General features: G+C 46.5%; 17 protein-coding genes. 10 read left to right on the forward strand and 7 right to left on the reverse strand.

Annotated features, from left to right (window positions below; translation table 11 throughout):
* The first annotated feature begins 302 nt into the window (after window positions 1–302).
* On the forward strand, window positions 303–566 hold the full coding sequence (locus ACFQ1X_RS11930; protein WP_144839396.1) for a hypothetical protein: 264 nt from the start codon (window positions 303–305) through the stop codon (window positions 564–566).
* An 85-nt stretch (window positions 567–651) separates the two neighbouring features.
* Window positions 652–1,941: a purine/pyrimidine permease gene (locus ACFQ1X_RS11935; protein WP_144839394.1), complete on the forward strand. Its 1,290-nt coding sequence runs from the start codon at window positions 652–654 to the stop codon at window positions 1,939–1,941.
* A 37-nt stretch (window positions 1,942–1,978) separates the two neighbouring features.
* Here ACFQ1X_RS11935 and pepF read toward each other — a convergent pair whose 3' ends face one another.
* Both pepF and ACFQ1X_RS11945 read right to left on the reverse strand, forming a co-directional pair.
* Window positions 1,979–3,811, reverse strand: coding sequence for an oligoendopeptidase F (gene pepF, locus ACFQ1X_RS11940; protein ID WP_144839392.1), 1,833 nt, complete (start codon window positions 3,809–3,811; stop codon window positions 1,979–1,981).
* Window positions 3,812–4,528: 717 nt separating this feature from the next.
* Window positions 4,529–4,726: a DUF2188 domain-containing protein gene (locus tag ACFQ1X_RS11945; protein ID WP_084243217.1), complete on the reverse strand. Its 198-nt coding sequence runs from the start codon at window positions 4,724–4,726 to the stop codon at window positions 4,529–4,531.
* A gap of 169 nt (window positions 4,727–4,895) precedes the next feature.
* Here ACFQ1X_RS11945 and ACFQ1X_RS11950 point away from each other — a divergent pair, with 169 nt between their 5' ends.
* The 4 genes from ACFQ1X_RS11950 (at window position 4,896) to ACFQ1X_RS11965 (ending at window position 6,948) form a co-directional block, all read left to right on the forward strand.
* Window positions 4,896–5,375, forward strand: coding sequence for a PaaI family thioesterase (locus ACFQ1X_RS11950; RefSeq protein WP_144839390.1), 480 nt, complete (start codon window positions 4,896–4,898; stop codon window positions 5,373–5,375).
* Window positions 5,376–5,396: 21 nt separating this feature from the next.
* Entirely contained in the window at window positions 5,397–5,729 is a 333-nt protein-coding gene (locus ACFQ1X_RS11955) for a DnaJ family domain-containing protein (protein WP_144839388.1), read from the forward strand.
* Window positions 5,730–5,911: 182 nt separating this feature from the next.
* Window positions 5,912–6,670, forward strand: coding sequence for a hypothetical protein (locus ACFQ1X_RS11960; protein ID WP_379082703.1), 759 nt, complete (start codon window positions 5,912–5,914; stop codon window positions 6,668–6,670).
* Window positions 6,671–6,753: 83 nt separating this feature from the next.
* A complete protein-coding gene (locus tag ACFQ1X_RS11965; RefSeq protein ID WP_379082705.1) occupies window positions 6,754–6,948 on the forward strand; it encodes a hypothetical protein in 195 nt (64 codons plus the stop codon).
* Between the two features lie 96 nt (window positions 6,949–7,044).
* On the opposite strand, the gene ACFQ1X_RS11970 is transcribed toward ACFQ1X_RS11965, so the two are convergent.
* Complete coding sequence (locus ACFQ1X_RS11970; RefSeq protein ID WP_144839384.1) at window positions 7,045–7,341, reverse strand: hypothetical protein; 297 nt, start codon at window positions 7,339–7,341, stop codon at window positions 7,045–7,047.
* A gap of 127 nt (window positions 7,342–7,468) precedes the next feature.
* On the opposite strand from ACFQ1X_RS11970, the gene ACFQ1X_RS11975 reads away from it, so the two are divergent.
* Window positions 7,469–8,146 carry a hypothetical protein gene (locus ACFQ1X_RS11975; protein WP_144839382.1) on the forward strand — a complete coding sequence of 226 codons (678 nt, stop codon included), beginning with the start codon at window positions 7,469–7,471 and terminating at the stop codon, window positions 8,144–8,146.
* A 58-nt stretch (window positions 8,147–8,204) separates the two neighbouring features.
* Here ACFQ1X_RS11975 and ACFQ1X_RS11980 read toward each other — a convergent pair whose 3' ends face one another.
* Window positions 8,205–9,452 (reverse strand): erythromycin esterase family protein, encoded by a 1,248-nt coding sequence (locus ACFQ1X_RS11980; protein ID WP_144839380.1) that lies wholly within the window; start codon window positions 9,450–9,452, stop codon window positions 8,205–8,207.
* Window positions 9,453–9,544: 92 nt separating this feature from the next.
* Complete coding sequence (locus ACFQ1X_RS11985; RefSeq protein WP_144839378.1) at window positions 9,545–9,814, reverse strand: GNAT family N-acetyltransferase; 270 nt, start codon at window positions 9,812–9,814, stop codon at window positions 9,545–9,547.
* A 110-nt stretch (window positions 9,815–9,924) separates the two neighbouring features.
* Here ACFQ1X_RS11985 and ACFQ1X_RS11990 point away from each other — a divergent pair, with 110 nt between their 5' ends.
* Window positions 9,925–10,851, forward strand: coding sequence for a catalase family peroxidase (locus ACFQ1X_RS11990; protein ID WP_144839376.1), 927 nt, complete (start codon window positions 9,925–9,927; stop codon window positions 10,849–10,851).
* 117 nt (window positions 10,852–10,968) lie between these two features.
* On the opposite strand, the gene ACFQ1X_RS11995 is transcribed toward ACFQ1X_RS11990, so the two are convergent.
* Window positions 10,969–12,348 carry a Glu/Leu/Phe/Val family dehydrogenase gene (locus tag ACFQ1X_RS11995; protein ID WP_144839374.1) on the reverse strand — a complete coding sequence of 460 codons (1,380 nt, stop codon included), beginning with the start codon at window positions 12,346–12,348 and terminating at the stop codon, window positions 10,969–10,971.
* A 67-nt stretch (window positions 12,349–12,415) separates the two neighbouring features.
* Window positions 12,416–12,973: an SLOG family protein gene (locus ACFQ1X_RS12000; RefSeq protein ID WP_144839372.1), complete on the reverse strand. Its 558-nt coding sequence runs from the start codon at window positions 12,971–12,973 to the stop codon at window positions 12,416–12,418.
* A gap of 156 nt (window positions 12,974–13,129) precedes the next feature.
* On the opposite strand from ACFQ1X_RS12000, the gene ACFQ1X_RS12005 reads away from it, so the two are divergent.
* Complete coding sequence (locus ACFQ1X_RS12005; protein WP_144839370.1) at window positions 13,130–14,080, forward strand: threonine ammonia-lyase; 951 nt, start codon at window positions 13,130–13,132, stop codon at window positions 14,078–14,080.
* A 75-nt stretch (window positions 14,081–14,155) separates the two neighbouring features.
* Window positions 14,156–14,329, forward strand: a complete 174-nt coding sequence (locus tag ACFQ1X_RS12010; RefSeq protein WP_144839368.1) for a YfhE family protein — start codon at window positions 14,156–14,158, stop codon at window positions 14,327–14,329.
* The last annotated feature ends 343 nt before the right edge of the window (window positions 14,330–14,672 follow it).

Genomic DNA, 14,672 nt, shown 5'->3' on the forward strand with positions numbered 1-14,672 from the left:
TAAGCCAGCTCAGCTGCCGTGGCAAAAGACGCCACTCTGCTGATCCGTCTTATGCCTTTCAGAGCTTAACGGGCGCTGTCGCTTTTCTTTGTCCAGACTCCAGCGCCTAGCTCTTCGGGTCATAAGTCAATCCAGCTACGCGGCAAAGAACGCCACTTCGCTGAATCGCCTTATGCCTTTCAGAGCTGAACAGGCGCTTCCGCTTTTCTTGATTGCCACTAAACGTTCACCTTCCTCTCTTCAATCCATAAATGAATCATGTATAATGAATTGAATCTTGAAGATAAAGGTGGGCAAACACGATGGATTTTCTATATTTTCCGGAAGATAAATCAGAGTATATCCCAGGCATCATTTCCGTAATTGTTATCTTCATTCTGTCGATGCTGATAATCTGGCTGCTGGTCAGAGCTTCGAAGAAACAGGTTAAGCAATTGGAAGATCAGGGCTACTCAGTGAATTACGAGATGAAAAACAGCGACAAACAGCTGCCTATAGATGACAAACCGGAAAAAGATGAAGTGGAACATACTTCTGAAGACGACAACGGTAAAAAGGGGTCCTGACAAAATTCAGGGCTTCTTTTTGTTGGCGTAAAACAGGTGTATACTAAGACCGCATTATTATATTTTTAGAATTGGAGATTTACGTATGACAAAAAATTTATTCGGCGGCCTGCAATGGGCTGTCTTCCTGTTAGCTTCATCCATTGCAGCACCGATCGCCATTGCCAATGTTTTCGGGATGGATACGGCGGACACTGCCTTATTCGTGCAAAGAACCGTCTTCGTTCTTGGAGTGGCTGTGTTGCTGCAGGCATTCATTGGCCATAAGATGCCGATCAACGAAGGGCCTGCCGGTTTATGGTGGGGCATTTACATCGTCTATGCCGGACTGGTCGGCTCACTTTACGCCACAGCGGAAAATGCGCTGCAGGCTCTCCAAAGCGGCATGCTATACAGTGGCGTGCTGTTCATCATTTTCGCCTATACCGGCTTGGTGGGGAAAATGCGCCGACTCTTTACCCCGACGATCACATTTGTTTATTTGTTGTTGTTGGTGCTGCAGATCAGCGAATCGATCATGGCCGGATTATTTGGCATCGTGTCACCGGGAGAACCTGTCGATTTGATCGTCTTTGCCGCCGGCGTAGCGGTCGTTATCGCAACCTTTTATTTCATGGGCAATAAAGTCCCGTGGATCAACAGATATTCCGTGTTGTTTGCCATTGCCGCCGGCTGGCTCCTGTTTTGGGCCATTGGGAAAACGGAAGCCGTACCGTTCAACAGTGATGCTTTCATTTCTTTGCCGCAGATGCTGGTATTCGGACCCATTATCTGGGACAGCGGGATGTTCGTCACTTCGCTGTTTTTGACCTTGCTGCTCATCGCCAATATGATGGCATCGATGAGGGTGATGGAGTATTTATTGAAAAATGAATTCGGTATCCATCAGCCCGATAGAGTCAAACAGGGATCGGTCGCTTCAGGTCTCAACCATATACTTGCCGGATTGTTCTCGTCGATCGGACCGGTGCCGATTTCAGGTGCAGCCGGATTTGTCAGCGCAACGCGGACGCCATCGTTGAAACCGTTCATCGTCGGCGGGTTTATCGTTGTTGCCATCAGCCTGTTCCCGAACGTCATGGCGCTGCTCGCCGCATTGCCGGCGCCGGTCGCTTATGCCGTTATTTTTGCGATTTTCACAAAAATGGTGGAAATGGCATTCAAGGAATTGGAAGAGGAAGAAGACCGTCTGCAGGCTTATAAAGTTTCGGCATTCGGCCTGATGATCGGCGTCGGCATTATGTTCGTGCCGCAGGAAAGCATGGCGGAATTGCCCGGCGTCCTGGCATCGACCCTATCAAACGGCTTGATCACAGGAACGATCATCGCGATCATTCTCGAACAGGCGCTGATCTGGAGAAAGAAAAAGAAATAAAAAAAAGTGCCGCATCGGTGAGATGCGGCACGTTTTTTTATTTTGAAGAATTAGTGGTGACTTCGCCTTCAATTTCTTCTGTCAGTTTTTCCAGTTCATCGATCAGGTCGCCGATGTAAGCGATTGTGTCGCGCAGCGGCTGGTCGGTCGTGATGTCGATGCCGGCCATTTTCGAAAGTTCAACCGGTGATTTTGTACCGCCGGCTTTCAATACTTCGAGCCATTCGTCGACAGCAGGTTGGCCTTCGTCGAGGATGCGTTTTGATACTTGAGTTGAGATGGTCAGGCCGGCGCTGTATGTGTATGGATACAAGCCCATATAATAATGTGGCTGGCGCATCCATGTAAGTTCGGCACCTTCATTAATTTCAACAGCATCTCCCCAGAATTCTTCGAGCACACCGCGCTTCAGGTTATTGAGAATACCGGCATTGACGCTTTGGCCGGAATCGATGCGCTCATAAACTTTGCGCTGATAAGCCGCTTCGAGAAGGTGGGTAACGAAGTTATGGTAATACGTGCGGGCCACGATTGAAGAGATGACCCAGCGTTTGAATTTCGGATCTTTTGAATTCTCAAGCAGGTGATTCGCCATCAGCATTTCATTCATCGTTGACGGTGCTTCGATAAAGTACAGAGACGGACGCGCATTGAAAACATTCTGTGCACGGTTGGCGTTATAGAAATGTCCCGCATGTCCAAGTTCGTGAGCAAGAACGAATACTTCATTCATCCGGCCGGTCCACGAAATCAGGATATAAGGGTGGACACCATATGGGCTCGAGCAGAAAGCACCTGTGGACTTTCCTTTATTCTGTGCAAAGTCGATCCAGCGCTCCGAGTAAGAGCGTTCGATCATGTCGAGGTAATCTTCGCCCATTATTCCGAGTGCATCGTTGACATATTTCTTCGATTCCTCCACTGTGATTTCCGGCTCGTAAGTCGGATCAAGCGAAATCTTCAAATCGGCAAACGTCATTTTTTCAAGACCGTGCGCTTTTTGCAGCAATTTAGCGTATTTACGCATATGTGGTGCGAGTTCGCTTGTAATCAAATCGATTTGGCGGTTATAAAGTGAACGGTCCACTTCCTGGTTGAACAGGAGGTAGTCGAAAACAGAATCATAGCCGCGCAGGTCGGCAGTCGTTTTTTCTGTCTGCAGCTGCGTGTCATAGGTTTTCGCAGTCGTATGCTGATAGTCTTTCAGTTTCGTCGAGAATGCATCAAAGGCAGCCCGGCGTTTCTTTGTATCCGTTTCCGCTTCCCAGTCGCCTTCAAAAGAGACGTAGCTCAATGGGTAGCTTTGGCCGTCCACTTCAAAATCGTCGAATGACATATCCACCATTTTTGTCGTGTTATAAAGGCCGTATGGCGCATTGAAAGTTGATGAATAGGCAGCAAGTGTCTTTTCAACTTCCGGATGCAATTGGTATTGCTTCTGGCGAATCAGTTTCTCCAAATACACTTTGAACTCATCCGACTCCTGCATTGCCTGTTCGAGCGTCGCTTCCGGCAATTCCAATAATTCGCTGGTAACGAATGAAAGGCGGCTGCTGATCTTAGCTGCAGCTGAGCCGAACTTACTCGCCAGCATCTGAGCTTCGTCATCTGTCTGATCCGTGCTGAGCTTCAGGTTTGCATATGTACCTATCGGAATAAGTTTTTCATTTATTTCAGCGTAGGCTTTCAATAATCCATTGACTGAAGCTGCATCTGTTGTTTTTTCTTTATAGCTTGATTCAAATGCTTCCACGTCCTTTTCGATGGTGGAAAGGGAATCGTTAAAAGCTTCGTCGGATGTGAACAAAGAATTCAAATCCCATGTTTCATTGATGTTTACTTCTGAACGTGCGGGCATACTCTTGACCATTTATCTCTCTCCTTTTTATCCCGTATTAACGGTCAGTAAAACAACTGACCGTAAAAACCCGATTGGATCAACTAACATTCAGAGGAAGAACCCTCTGAATGAAGTTTCTCTTTATTACGGTTATCGAACTAATTCAAGTATAGCGGGCAAGTGGAAAAAAGTAAAAAGTATTTATCAAATTAATTAAAAAATTCTTAAAAAAAGGTTTAAAAAAATATTCGAGTGGTATACAGATACTACAAGGCGGAACCACCGTAGGGAGAAACGAGTAAACAGTTTAGTTGTTTACAATCGCCTCCAGACGAGGACATGCACAGCCTTGGCGGAAAATTTGCTTCAACTGACGATTGTCATCTCGTCGGGTACCAAGTTTGTAATGTTTTCTGAAGAGAAAGTGCTTCAAACAAAGTTTGGTAAGTTTTTTGTGTAAGTGCAACTGAATATCTGACTGCAGAACATCGGATTCGCTGAGAGGTATATGCGAGAATAGTCTAAAGATGCAGACAGTGCAAGAAGCTGTATTGACGGGATCAGAACATTCGTCAACCTTTATAAGATTGTAGAAGTATCATAACAAATTTTCCGCGTGCAAACTTCTCCGTGAGTGGAGAAGCTGCAAAAGGGAAAGCGTAACCTGATGAAAAGGGTTGCGCTTTTCTATTTGTCCAATTTTTTTCGAAAAAAAACGGACCGCTTTTGCGATCCGCTTCAGTTTCTTTAATATTCTCTTTCCTCGACTACATTATGGTCTTTATCGAGAATCTGAAGTTTGCTCGGCGTGTTGTCTTTAGCGAGTTCTTCAGCAGCTGCAATCGCTCCGTCTTTGCTCGGGAATGACTCAGTTGGAGCCACATCCTCCAGTTTGACGATCCAGCGGGTTGCGTCCTGGTCAGGTGCTACACTATAACATTTCATTCGTATCAAACTCCTTTCGGGATCTAGTTTTCTTTTCCCGCCATATATTGTTTTAAACTATTAATTGGAACAGATAAATTCAGAATACTTCGTCCTTTCAGTAAGCCTTGTGATAAAATAGAGGGAATATCTGGTATAAAAAAAGTATTCAAAGAAAAGAGGGAAATATATGAGTGAAACAAGAACTCCGGCAATACAGGATGAGTATGCGGCAGAATTTGCCCAATGTTATGGCTGCGGCCGTTTGAACAAGGATGGCCATCAATTCCGTACAGTCTGGCAGGGGGAGAAGACGTATACCGAATATGAACCGGCCAGTGAACATACAGCTATTCCCGGCTTCGTTTATGGCGGAGTGATCGCGTCTCTTATCGATTGCCACGGCACAGGCTCTGCTTCATTGGCGCTGCACCGGAAAAATGGTTTTGAACCAGGCAGCGGTGAGGAACCACCGCGTTTCGTGACGGCTTCCCTGCATGTTGATTACCTGAAGCCGACTCCTCAGGGCGTCACTTTAAAAGCTTTCGGCGAAGTGGAAGAAATCCATCCGAAGAAATTCAAAGTAACTATTGAAGTCATTGCTGATGGAACAGTCTGCGCAACCGGAACCGTTGTAGCGGTTGTTATGCCATCGTCATTCGGTAAATGAGTTTCTAAGGGGCTGGGGGAAATGGCGGAAGAAAAACAGGAAGTTCGGACAGATCTCATCGGAGAAATTCTTCGGGAATACGAGAAGACCGGCGGGATGGACAATTTGCCCGGAACCGGCAAGCCGTTGCCAAAAGAATACTTTTCGGGAGACCTGTTCCAGCAATTTCAGCGGATCGCGAACGAACAGGGCTATAAACCGCATTGGCTGAAACTCCAGCAAGAAATACGGGACGGAATTCATGAAACAATTGAAAAATTGGAAGCGGGAAAGAAGAGGGATTTGCCGCTGCGTATATCCAGGATTAACGACAAAATCCATGAATTCAATAAATCCTGTCCACCCCCGCTGTAAAAGGGGTCAATTACGCTCGAGAACATCGGCAGAATGGCCGGCCGGTGGGAATAAAAGTGTAACACTGCACAAAACGGACCCAGTTAAGCATAGGGGCCGTTTTTGGTTTAATGAATCAATATTTAGGGAATTTTTCACATGAGACAGACTTACAGAAAGAGAAACGGGAGGAGTGAGCATTAATGGAAAGAAAAGATGAATTGACAGAGGCCGAAAAAGTGGAATTGAAAGATGCCGAAACTTCAGTATCTATAGAAGAAACACCGGAAGAACCGGTAAAGATTCCGGAAGAACCGAAAGAACCGAAAGAACCGACAGAAGTGCCAGCAGAGCCTCCGACGGAAACGCCAGAGGAACCGGTAGAAGTGCCGGCAGAACCGACGCAGCCGACAGAAGTTCCAGTGGAGCCTCCGACGGAAACACCGGAGGAACCGGTAGAAGTGCCGGCAGAACCGACGCAGCCGACAGAAGTGCCAGCGGAGCCTCCGACGGAAACACCGGAAGAACCGGTAGAGGTGCCGGCAGAACCGACACAGCCGACAGAAGTGCCAGCGGAGCCTCCGACGGAAACACCGGAGGAACCGGTAGAAGTGCCGGCAGAACCGACAAGCCAACCGGAAACGCCAATAGCGGAAACTCCAGCAAAAGAAGTTCCGGCGGACGCAGCACCAGTCCGTGAGACTCCCGAAAAAGCCGAAATGGAAAAAAAGAAAGAAACCAAAGAACCGAAAGAATCGAAAAAAGAAAAAGAACCAAAAGAACCAAAAGAACCAAAAGAACCGGCCGAGCAACCGGCCGAGCCTGAAGAGCCGGTCGAAGAAGAGAACGAAACAAACCGCTTCAGTAAAATCTACAGCAATGTGGCTTCCAATCGCTTTGAAAACCTTCGGACCAGCTATATAGAGAATAAAGCGAAAGAATTGCGGAAAAAAAGAAGATAAAAAGTGGATTATCTCTAGAAATATGCTGGATGAGCAGGTGTATCTTTAAAAATACCTTTTCAGGGACAATGAACTCAAAACGAATGAAGGCAAAAATAGGTCGATTTTCGATCAAATGGGGTTTTATGATCGGCAAATCGTCTTTTATGATCGGCAAAAGAAGTTTTATGATCGGCAAAAGAAGTTTTATGATCGCCAAAAGAAGTTTTATGATCGGTAAAACGCCATTTATGATCGGTAAAGATAATTTCATGATCGCCAAGCGAGTACTTCATTGAAACTAACACTGCTGAGTAAAAACGACGGGAGCGGAAGGATTGGAAGACGTTAAATGTATTTGTACTGTCTGAAATGCGCACTCCAAGTTCCGCTCTTTATTTTCGTCCTATTTTCTCCATTTCTTCGGAAACAACAAATGCCAGGTCATCGTTCCCGAACATTTGCAGCAGCTCGAGAAGCGATTCATCGTCCACTTCCATATCGAAAGGTTCCGCTTCTTCCACAGCCAGGAACAGAGCTTCATTTTTGATTTGTGACGGATACGCACGCTGATACAGCTGGACGGGATCCAATTGATTGCGCACCGCCCAATTTACAAATACCTGGATCATTGCCGCCTCATCCTGCTGATATTTTTTGATGATGAATTCATCACGATTTTCAAATTCCATACTTATCAACTCCTTATAAGCAATCTTATACTTTAATTTACTAAGAACATAGATGGATGCATGGACTTCTATTAAATAATACTCTAGAATTTAACTCAAGACGTATGATAGTATCGGAGGGAAAAACATGAAATTAATTCAAGTTAGAAAAGGGCAGTTCGTCTATTATAATAACGAATTGCACAAAGTTTATTCAGTAAAACCGCTGGCCAAAAAATCGGTTCTGATGTTCCGCATAAAGGACATGGAACAAGTAGCCAGTAAAGCGGATGAAGTTTCTTTCTACAAGCCGCAGCATCTCGATTCGTTCCTGTTCTTCGGCAGCCGCTACACATTGCGCGACGATATACCGCCGGAAGAAGGCGGTTATATCCTCATCAGCAAGCCCGACCCGGATTACATGGATCATTATTCCCTCAATGAATTTGAAAAAGTGGAATCCGTGGAAGGCAAGAATGTGCTGACTACCAGACAGAATACAGTGAAATTCAGAGAATTCTTTGTGATGGAATCAGGTGAAGCGGAAGGCAGCAGAGACATCGCTTATTTTGATAAGTCAAAAGTCGATGCTGCGCAGCTGGAATCCGATCAGGAATTGATTGATAAAATCCGTGAGCGCGACGCCATCCGCCCATCCATCGGCGATGTGTATCTGAATTTGGATGATGCTTCGACTGCTATGGTAGTGGCAATCTCAAGTGACGAAGTTACACTCGGCAACGGCGACCGCCTGACTTTCCATGAACTGTACAAAGCGGACAACTGGAATTTCCTTTATAATGTCGTGGACGGCGAGTTCCGTTAAATTTAATTTATTCAATAAAGCCAGCGAAGGAGTTATTCCTTTACTGGCTTTTTGCTTTCTATAATGGCTTCAATGCTTTTGTGCGGTCGAAGAACAGGAAGGCATCATAACGCTGCGAGATCATTGAGGGCACGTAATTGCCATACGATTCATGCTCAGGATTGTAGACGACGCCGACTGCGCGGTGTCCGACCCAACGATCGAACATGTGGCGATTGCTGTCATCGAATACCAGCAATTTATCATAGGCGCCGGTCTTATGAAGCAAATCTTCCCATGAGTTCTTTTCACCTGGAGGCAAGTGCATTTCTTCAGACGGCGCCTCCCACGATTCCGCGGCGATGACAGTCCCTTCATAAGAGCCGAAACCGATTGCATATACATCTTCAGGTGCATTCTGCTCACGCAGCAATTGCCCGATATTGATCATTTTGTCGTCTTTCATATCCGTGGCACGGGCATCCCCGATATGCGTATTATGCTCCCAGATGATAATGCGGGCCTCCGGACCGTGGTATTTTCGCAATTCATTTACGGTTTCAGCCATATGCCGGTCGCGGACGTTCCAGGACTCTGCACCACTTTGAATCATCGCCCGGTAATATTGTTCTGCGTTTTTCGCAACCAGCGAATTGATTTGGAGATTAAGGTCCGCTTCTTCTTTATTCGAATAAAGGTCGGCGTTGCTTCGTATCGAAGCCAATAATCTGGTGACTTCATCGATGCACGATGCCGAAAAAGTTGCATAAGAAGCGGCATATTTTTCCGGATTCCGATTGCTCGGATCGAAACAGGAAAAAGCCTGCCTTGCCAATTCCGCGTCACCGCCGGCTGGATCCACATCATTCAGGTAGCGAATGACTTCATCCATCGACTCCCACAAGCTATAAACATCTATTCCGTAAAATCCGGTCTGTTTATTTTCTGAAGCATTATACTGCTTCAGCCATTCAACAAATTCAGCAACTTCTTCATTGGCCCACATCCAGGTTGGCCAGCGGGTAAATGATTGTGCCAGGACATTCCGGGCGTTTTCACTTGTTGCATCATAATTATTGATATATCGGTGTACGGGATAAGCAGAGGGCCAGTCGCCTTCTACCGCGATCAGCGAAAACCCTTTTTCGTTGATCAGCTGTTTGGAGAGGTCCGCGCGCCACCGATAAAATTCAGAAGTTCCGTGGGTGGATTCCCCCAATAAAACAATCTTTGCATCGCCGATGGCTTCAATCAGTGGAGCCAAATCATCCTGGTTATTAACGGGCTGTGCGAATTTACGGATTGCCTCTTCCAGTGTAATATCCATGCCTGCACTTCCTTTCAACAAAGAATGAACGGGTGGCAAAGCGACAAGGAGCGGAAAAAAGCATACCCGTTTTTACGGATATGCTTTTGGTTTTAATTCTTCAGTACATCCTGGAATTCCGGAGTTTTATCGATAACGCCACGTGCAAATGGACATTGTGCATCGATTGTTTTGCCTTCATTGCGGGCATACTGCACAACTTCGCTCACTAATTGCTTGCCAACGCCCTGTCCGGACAGTTCGGGTGATACTTCGGTATGGTCCACTGTCAGCACATCGCCATTCGGCGTATAAGCGAGTGAAGCCATTTCCTCTGAGTCTCTTTCAACAAAGAATTTATTGTTATCATGTTTGATATCCATAATTTCTGCCTCCTTTTTCCTCTATATAAGTGTATTCCCTTTATCTTTAAAAATATTCAATAAGGGTATAGAAAGAGAAGATTAATAAATAAATAGCGTGAGGTGATTGGATGGCACAGGAAAAACTTGCTGAAACCGCAGTCAATAAAATCGAGAAAACTTTTGGGGAACACCCGACCTACCGTCGAGCGCATTCGAGAGGGACAGGCTATGATGCAGTGTTCACAGCGACCGGCGAAGGAAAGGCCTGGACGGTTGCTCCGCATTTCAGAGAAGGCACGACGGAAGCCATCGTCCGTTTCTCGCATAGTTCGCCCGATCCTTTTTGGACGGATAATTTATCGCCGGTCAAAGGCATGGCGGTGCAATTCAAACTTCCGGATGGGCAAGTAATGAACAGCGTCGGTGTCACATCACCCATATTCTTTACGCGCACACCTGAAGTTTTTACGGAAATGCTGGACATTGCGAAATCATTTAAAAAGGGACGGCCGCGGCTGTGGGATCTCATTACGCTATTCATCAAATATCCGGAAAGCCGGGCATCGATCCGCATCATCCGGAAAATGCAGAGTCCGGCGAGCTTTGCGACGGGACTTTATCATGCCATCCACGCCTTTTACCTGGTCAATGGAGTTGGCAAGCGCCAGCCTGTAAAGTTTCAATGGCAACCGGAAGCCGGTGTGGAATCGCTGACTCCGGCTCAAGCAGCTTCTGTGGAAAAAGGGGATTTCGAAAAAGAGCTTGAAGAACGGGTACTTAAAGGAAAGCTTGGATTTCGGCTGGTTGCGGTAATCGGAGAAGCGGGCGATCCCGTTGGTGACCCGACAAAAGATTGGCCGGATGACCGGGAGAAAGTGGAAATCGGACGATTGCAGCTGAGAAAAAAGACTGACGAAGCGGAAGACTTGCTGTTTGATCCCACGGTTCTGCCGGAAGGCATCGAATGCACGGATGACCCCATTCTGCAATTCCGCAACCCGGCATACGCGGTTTCCTACCAAAGAAGAAACATGGAAAAACAACAAAAACGCTGAAGTCCGAATGGACTCCAGCGTTTTTTTAGCTTGTTAAGAAAGAAAAGTCGTAACCGATATTCCGCAAAACAGCTTCTCTTGTCTTACAGAGCTTAGCGGACGCCGTCGCATTTCTGATTAATAAAGCTTCCCTTGCTTATAAAGCACATTCGATATTCGTGACACCGAGTGGATATAGCAATTTTGACGGAGCGGGAACGGATCGCCGTAAAATTGCGGCAGAATCATATCGAACGTTTTCTTCATCTGTGCTACGAGTTTCTGATAAATCTCATCTTCTGAATCGTAACGGGTTTCGCGGCCTTGCAGCCATTCGAAATACGAAACGATAACCCCGCCGGCGTTGGCTAGGATATCCGGAATGATGACGACGCCTTTATCACTTAAATATTTATCCGCTTCTTGTGTCGTCGGAGCGTTTGCCCCTTCTACAATGATCTGTGCTTTGATGTCCTCCATATTGCCTTCGTGCAGCTGGTTTTCCAGCGCCGCCAGGAATAATACATCCACATCGAGTGTCAGCAGTTCATCACGTCCGCGGATTTCAGCTTTCGCGCCGGCTTCCGCCAATTGTTCTTCGGTTGTCGGAAGATCTCCCATATTCTTCGAGGAGAATCCAATCAACGCAGGGATATTCAAACCGTCTTCATTGTATAACGTTACGTTACGGTCGCTGACAGCCACCACTGTATTGTCGACCAGTGGGCATTTATACGCTTCATGTGCAGTCACGGAACCGACATTGCCGAAGCCCTGCACGGCCACTTTCAGGGGACGGTGTGCCGCGGCCAATGTCGTTTTGGCAAAAACATTATCAGTAGAGGACAATAATTCCTCTTTTTCTTTCAGGAAATCGTGGACCATATAACGGAATGAAAAATACACGCCTTTGCCGGTGGCTTCGCGTCTTCCCAAAGAACCGCCATTGGCGACCGATTTACCGGTAAAACTGCCAAGGTATGGAGTGCCGTGATGGATTTTCTTGAATTCTGCCATCATCCAATCCATTTCCCGTTCACCGGATCCCACATCAGGGGCAGGAATGTCTTTGTCCGGTCCGATGACATCCGCGAAATAGCGTACATATTTCCGTGAAATCATATTCAATTCCTTTTCGGAATAATTTCTGGGGTTGATGACAATTCCGCCTTTGCCTCCGCCGAACGGCACATTGTGAAGCGCGTTTTTCAGCGTCATCAGGAATGCCAGGTTCATGACTTCTTCTTCATTGACGCTTTCGTGAAAACGGATGCCTCCTTTATAAGGCCCAAGCGCATCATTATGCTGAATGCGATATGAAGGGATGCGTACCACTTTGCCGTCGTCGAGTGGGACACGCAAATAGGATTTATGGACTTTATTCGGTGTTGATAGAATGGAGCTGAGTGAATTGAAAGCCTGCTGCCGCATCTGTTCTGTCAGTGATGGCAGAAAACTTTCATCTTCCAATAGCGCATCGAGTGAACTTTGAATTATTGCATTTGTCGGTTCTTCCATTTTGCTGCACCTCCGAATTTATTATCTCCCTACATCCATACCCTGTCCGTCCTGATTTATGCATACCTTATTCCCAGCTGGCATACTGCTCTTCTTCAGTGACGACCCGCAAGTCGTCAGCTGTGATGAGCATCACTTGATAGTCCGCCTTTTCCGCATATTGTTCCGCTTCTTTCTTGATGAATTTCGGCGACCCATCGGTTTCCTCGTCATAGACGATCAGGATGCCGTCAGAATTTCGCAGGAAAAACTTATTTTTCTCAATGAATTGCCAGGGAGCCTCATATGGCCGGTTAGTCAGGCTTCGGTGGAAATCTGCCTGCCGGATGATTTCCTTGTACTTTTCCTGATTTGCTTCATTCCATCTATTCTCCTGCTCGAGGAAAGGGGTGAGCAGCGCAAACTTCAAATTCGGAAACTCCTCTTTCATTTCAATGGCAACTTCAGCCGCCCACGTTTCCACACCCAGCTGGCCGCTGACGATGATCCACTCGAGACCTTCGTCAATCAAAGCTCGGAATCGGTTTTCCAACGCTTTTTTTATGAATCCGACTCCAGGATTCTTATCATCGAAAATGCCCAGTTCATGCTGCTTATAACCGGTGACCACCAATCGTTTCAACAATCTTCTCACCTCTTGCTGCTAAATTTTCGTATCTCCAGTTTACCTCACTCCTTCTTCCTTTAATACTCAGAACAAAGTACCTGCATTTTATTGACGGAATAATCAAACAAAAAGAAACTATTATGATAAAATGTCAGGCAAAGAGGAGTGAAGCAGATGGTGAATTTACAGGATATCAAAAAAGCCCGCAAGGAAATCAATGGACTGATTCACGAGACGCCGATATTGGTTTCCGAACTATTAAATGAACAAGCCGACCGGCAGATCTATTTGAAATCTGAGCATTTGCAGAAAACGGGCTCGTTTAAAATCAGAGGCGCAGCCAATGCGGTGATAAAAGCGGAACGTGAAGGAGCCCGGTTCGTAACCGCAGCCTCGTCCGGCAATCACGGACAGGCAGTCGCGTATATTGCCGGCAAATTGGGAATACCGGCTATTATTGTCGTACCGGAAGACGCAAATCGTGTAAAAGTCGCTGCCATCGAAGCTTATGGCGGGCGAATCGAATATTGCGGTTTCACTTCCGCCGACCGCATCCCGCGAGCCAAACAATTGGCAAAGGACAACAGCGGAGTCTACATCCCGCCTTATGACCATCCCGACATCATTGCCGGGCAAGGCACAGTCGGCCTCGAAATTCTGGAACAATTGCCGGACATCGATGTAATTGTCGTGCCGGTAGGAGGTGGCGGCTTGATCAGTGGCATCCTGACAGCAGTCAAAACAATAAAACCGCAAGTGAAAATCATCGGTGTAGAGCCGGAAGCGGGCAATGACACTTTTCTTTCCCTGGAATCCGGAAAGATCACTGCAGTTGCGGGCAGCTCTTCAATCGCCGATGGTCTCCGCACCTCACAGCCGGGCGACCTGACATTTCCGATCCTTAAGCAATATATTGACGGTATCGTATTGGTAACGGAAGAAGAAATCAAATACGCGATGCAATTCGTGATTGAACGCACGAAACAGCTGATCGAACCATCCGCAGCCGTTGCAGTTGCCGCAGTTCTTTCCGGCAAGGCGGGAGAAGGAAATCAGAAAATCGGCGTCGTCCTTTCCGGTGGGAATATCGATTTGCTGGAGCTTCAAAACTGCCTCCCTTCTTAGATGTTTAGCTGTTCACATGACGGGAAAAAGAATGGTGTAAATAAAATTAATCGATAAGTAAAGGAGAGGATCGTAATGGCAGACAACAAACAACCGCATGAAAAGCTGACAGATGACAATAACGGGTTAAAAAGTGCTCAGGAAGTCCATTACAGTGAAGACTTTAAAAAAGCTGACAAAGCTGGAGAAGAACAGCGACAGGAAAACGACGAAAAGGAAAAAGATGAAAAGAAAAAAGATGATAAATAATTTCGGTGCCCCGGTGATTCAACAATCACCGGGGCTTTTTATGGAACAAGGGAGTTGTCGCTGTTCTTTGTCTAGACTCCAGCCGCCCAACTCTTCGGGTCATAAGCCAGATCAGCTAATCGAGATAAAGGCTGCTCCTGTTTCTGCACCGCTTCGCTAGCTTCGAAACATGAAAGTGCGTTGCATCGCTGCGCTGCTTCGTCGCAAAAGATGGGCCCGAAAAGTTTGGGCCATCTTTCACTGTCGCTTTTCTCTATTGCAATAGCCAAATCACAAAGGTAGAATGAAGTTTAAGTATTCTGAACATACCAACTGGTAGGTATGTTGAAACTAAATAACTGGA

Source organism: Metaplanococcus flavidus (assembly GCF_042675885.1).
Classification (GTDB): domain Bacteria; phylum Bacillota; class Bacilli; order Bacillales_A; family Planococcaceae; genus Planococcus; species Planococcus flavidus.

Bases quoted from the DNA above. Each gene is read 5' to 3' on its own strand.
- ACFQ1X_RS11930 (WP_144839396.1), top strand. From the start codon at position 303: ATGGATTTTCTATATTTTCCGGAAGATAAATCAGAGTATATCCCAGGC.
- ACFQ1X_RS11935 (WP_144839394.1), top strand. From the start codon at position 652: ATGACAAAAAATTTATTCGGCGGCCTGCAATGGGCTGTCTTCCTGTTA.
- pepF (WP_144839392.1), bottom strand. From the start codon at position 3,811: ATGGTCAAGAGTATGCCCGCACGTTCAGAAGTAAACATCAATGAAACA.
- ACFQ1X_RS11945 (WP_084243217.1), bottom strand. From the start codon at position 4,726: ATGAAATGTTATAGTGTAGCACCTGACCAGGACGCAACCCGCTGGATC.
- ACFQ1X_RS11950 (WP_144839390.1), top strand. From the start codon at position 4,896: ATGAGTGAAACAAGAACTCCGGCAATACAGGATGAGTATGCGGCAGAA.
- ACFQ1X_RS11955 (WP_144839388.1), top strand. From the start codon at position 5,397: ATGGCGGAAGAAAAACAGGAAGTTCGGACAGATCTCATCGGAGAAATT.
- ACFQ1X_RS11960 (WP_379082703.1), top strand. From the start codon at position 5,912: ATGGAAAGAAAAGATGAATTGACAGAGGCCGAAAAAGTGGAATTGAAA.
- ACFQ1X_RS11965 (WP_379082705.1), top strand. From the start codon at position 6,754: ATGAAGGCAAAAATAGGTCGATTTTCGATCAAATGGGGTTTTATGATC.
- ACFQ1X_RS11970 (WP_144839384.1), bottom strand. From the start codon at position 7,341: ATGGAATTTGAAAATCGTGATGAATTCATCATCAAAAAATATCAGCAG.
- ACFQ1X_RS11975 (WP_144839382.1), top strand. From the start codon at position 7,469: ATGAAATTAATTCAAGTTAGAAAAGGGCAGTTCGTCTATTATAATAAC.
- ACFQ1X_RS11980 (WP_144839380.1), bottom strand. From the start codon at position 9,452: ATGGATATTACACTGGAAGAGGCAATCCGTAAATTCGCACAGCCCGTT.
- ACFQ1X_RS11985 (WP_144839378.1), bottom strand. From the start codon at position 9,814: ATGGATATCAAACATGATAACAATAAATTCTTTGTTGAAAGAGACTCA.
- ACFQ1X_RS11990 (WP_144839376.1), top strand. From the start codon at position 9,925: ATGGCACAGGAAAAACTTGCTGAAACCGCAGTCAATAAAATCGAGAAA.
- ACFQ1X_RS11995 (WP_144839374.1), bottom strand. From the start codon at position 12,348: ATGGAAGAACCGACAAATGCAATAATTCAAAGTTCACTCGATGCGCTA.
- ACFQ1X_RS12005 (WP_144839370.1), top strand. From the start codon at position 13,130: ATGGTGAATTTACAGGATATCAAAAAAGCCCGCAAGGAAATCAATGGA.
- ACFQ1X_RS12010 (WP_144839368.1), top strand. From the start codon at position 14,156: ATGGCAGACAACAAACAACCGCATGAAAAGCTGACAGATGACAATAAC.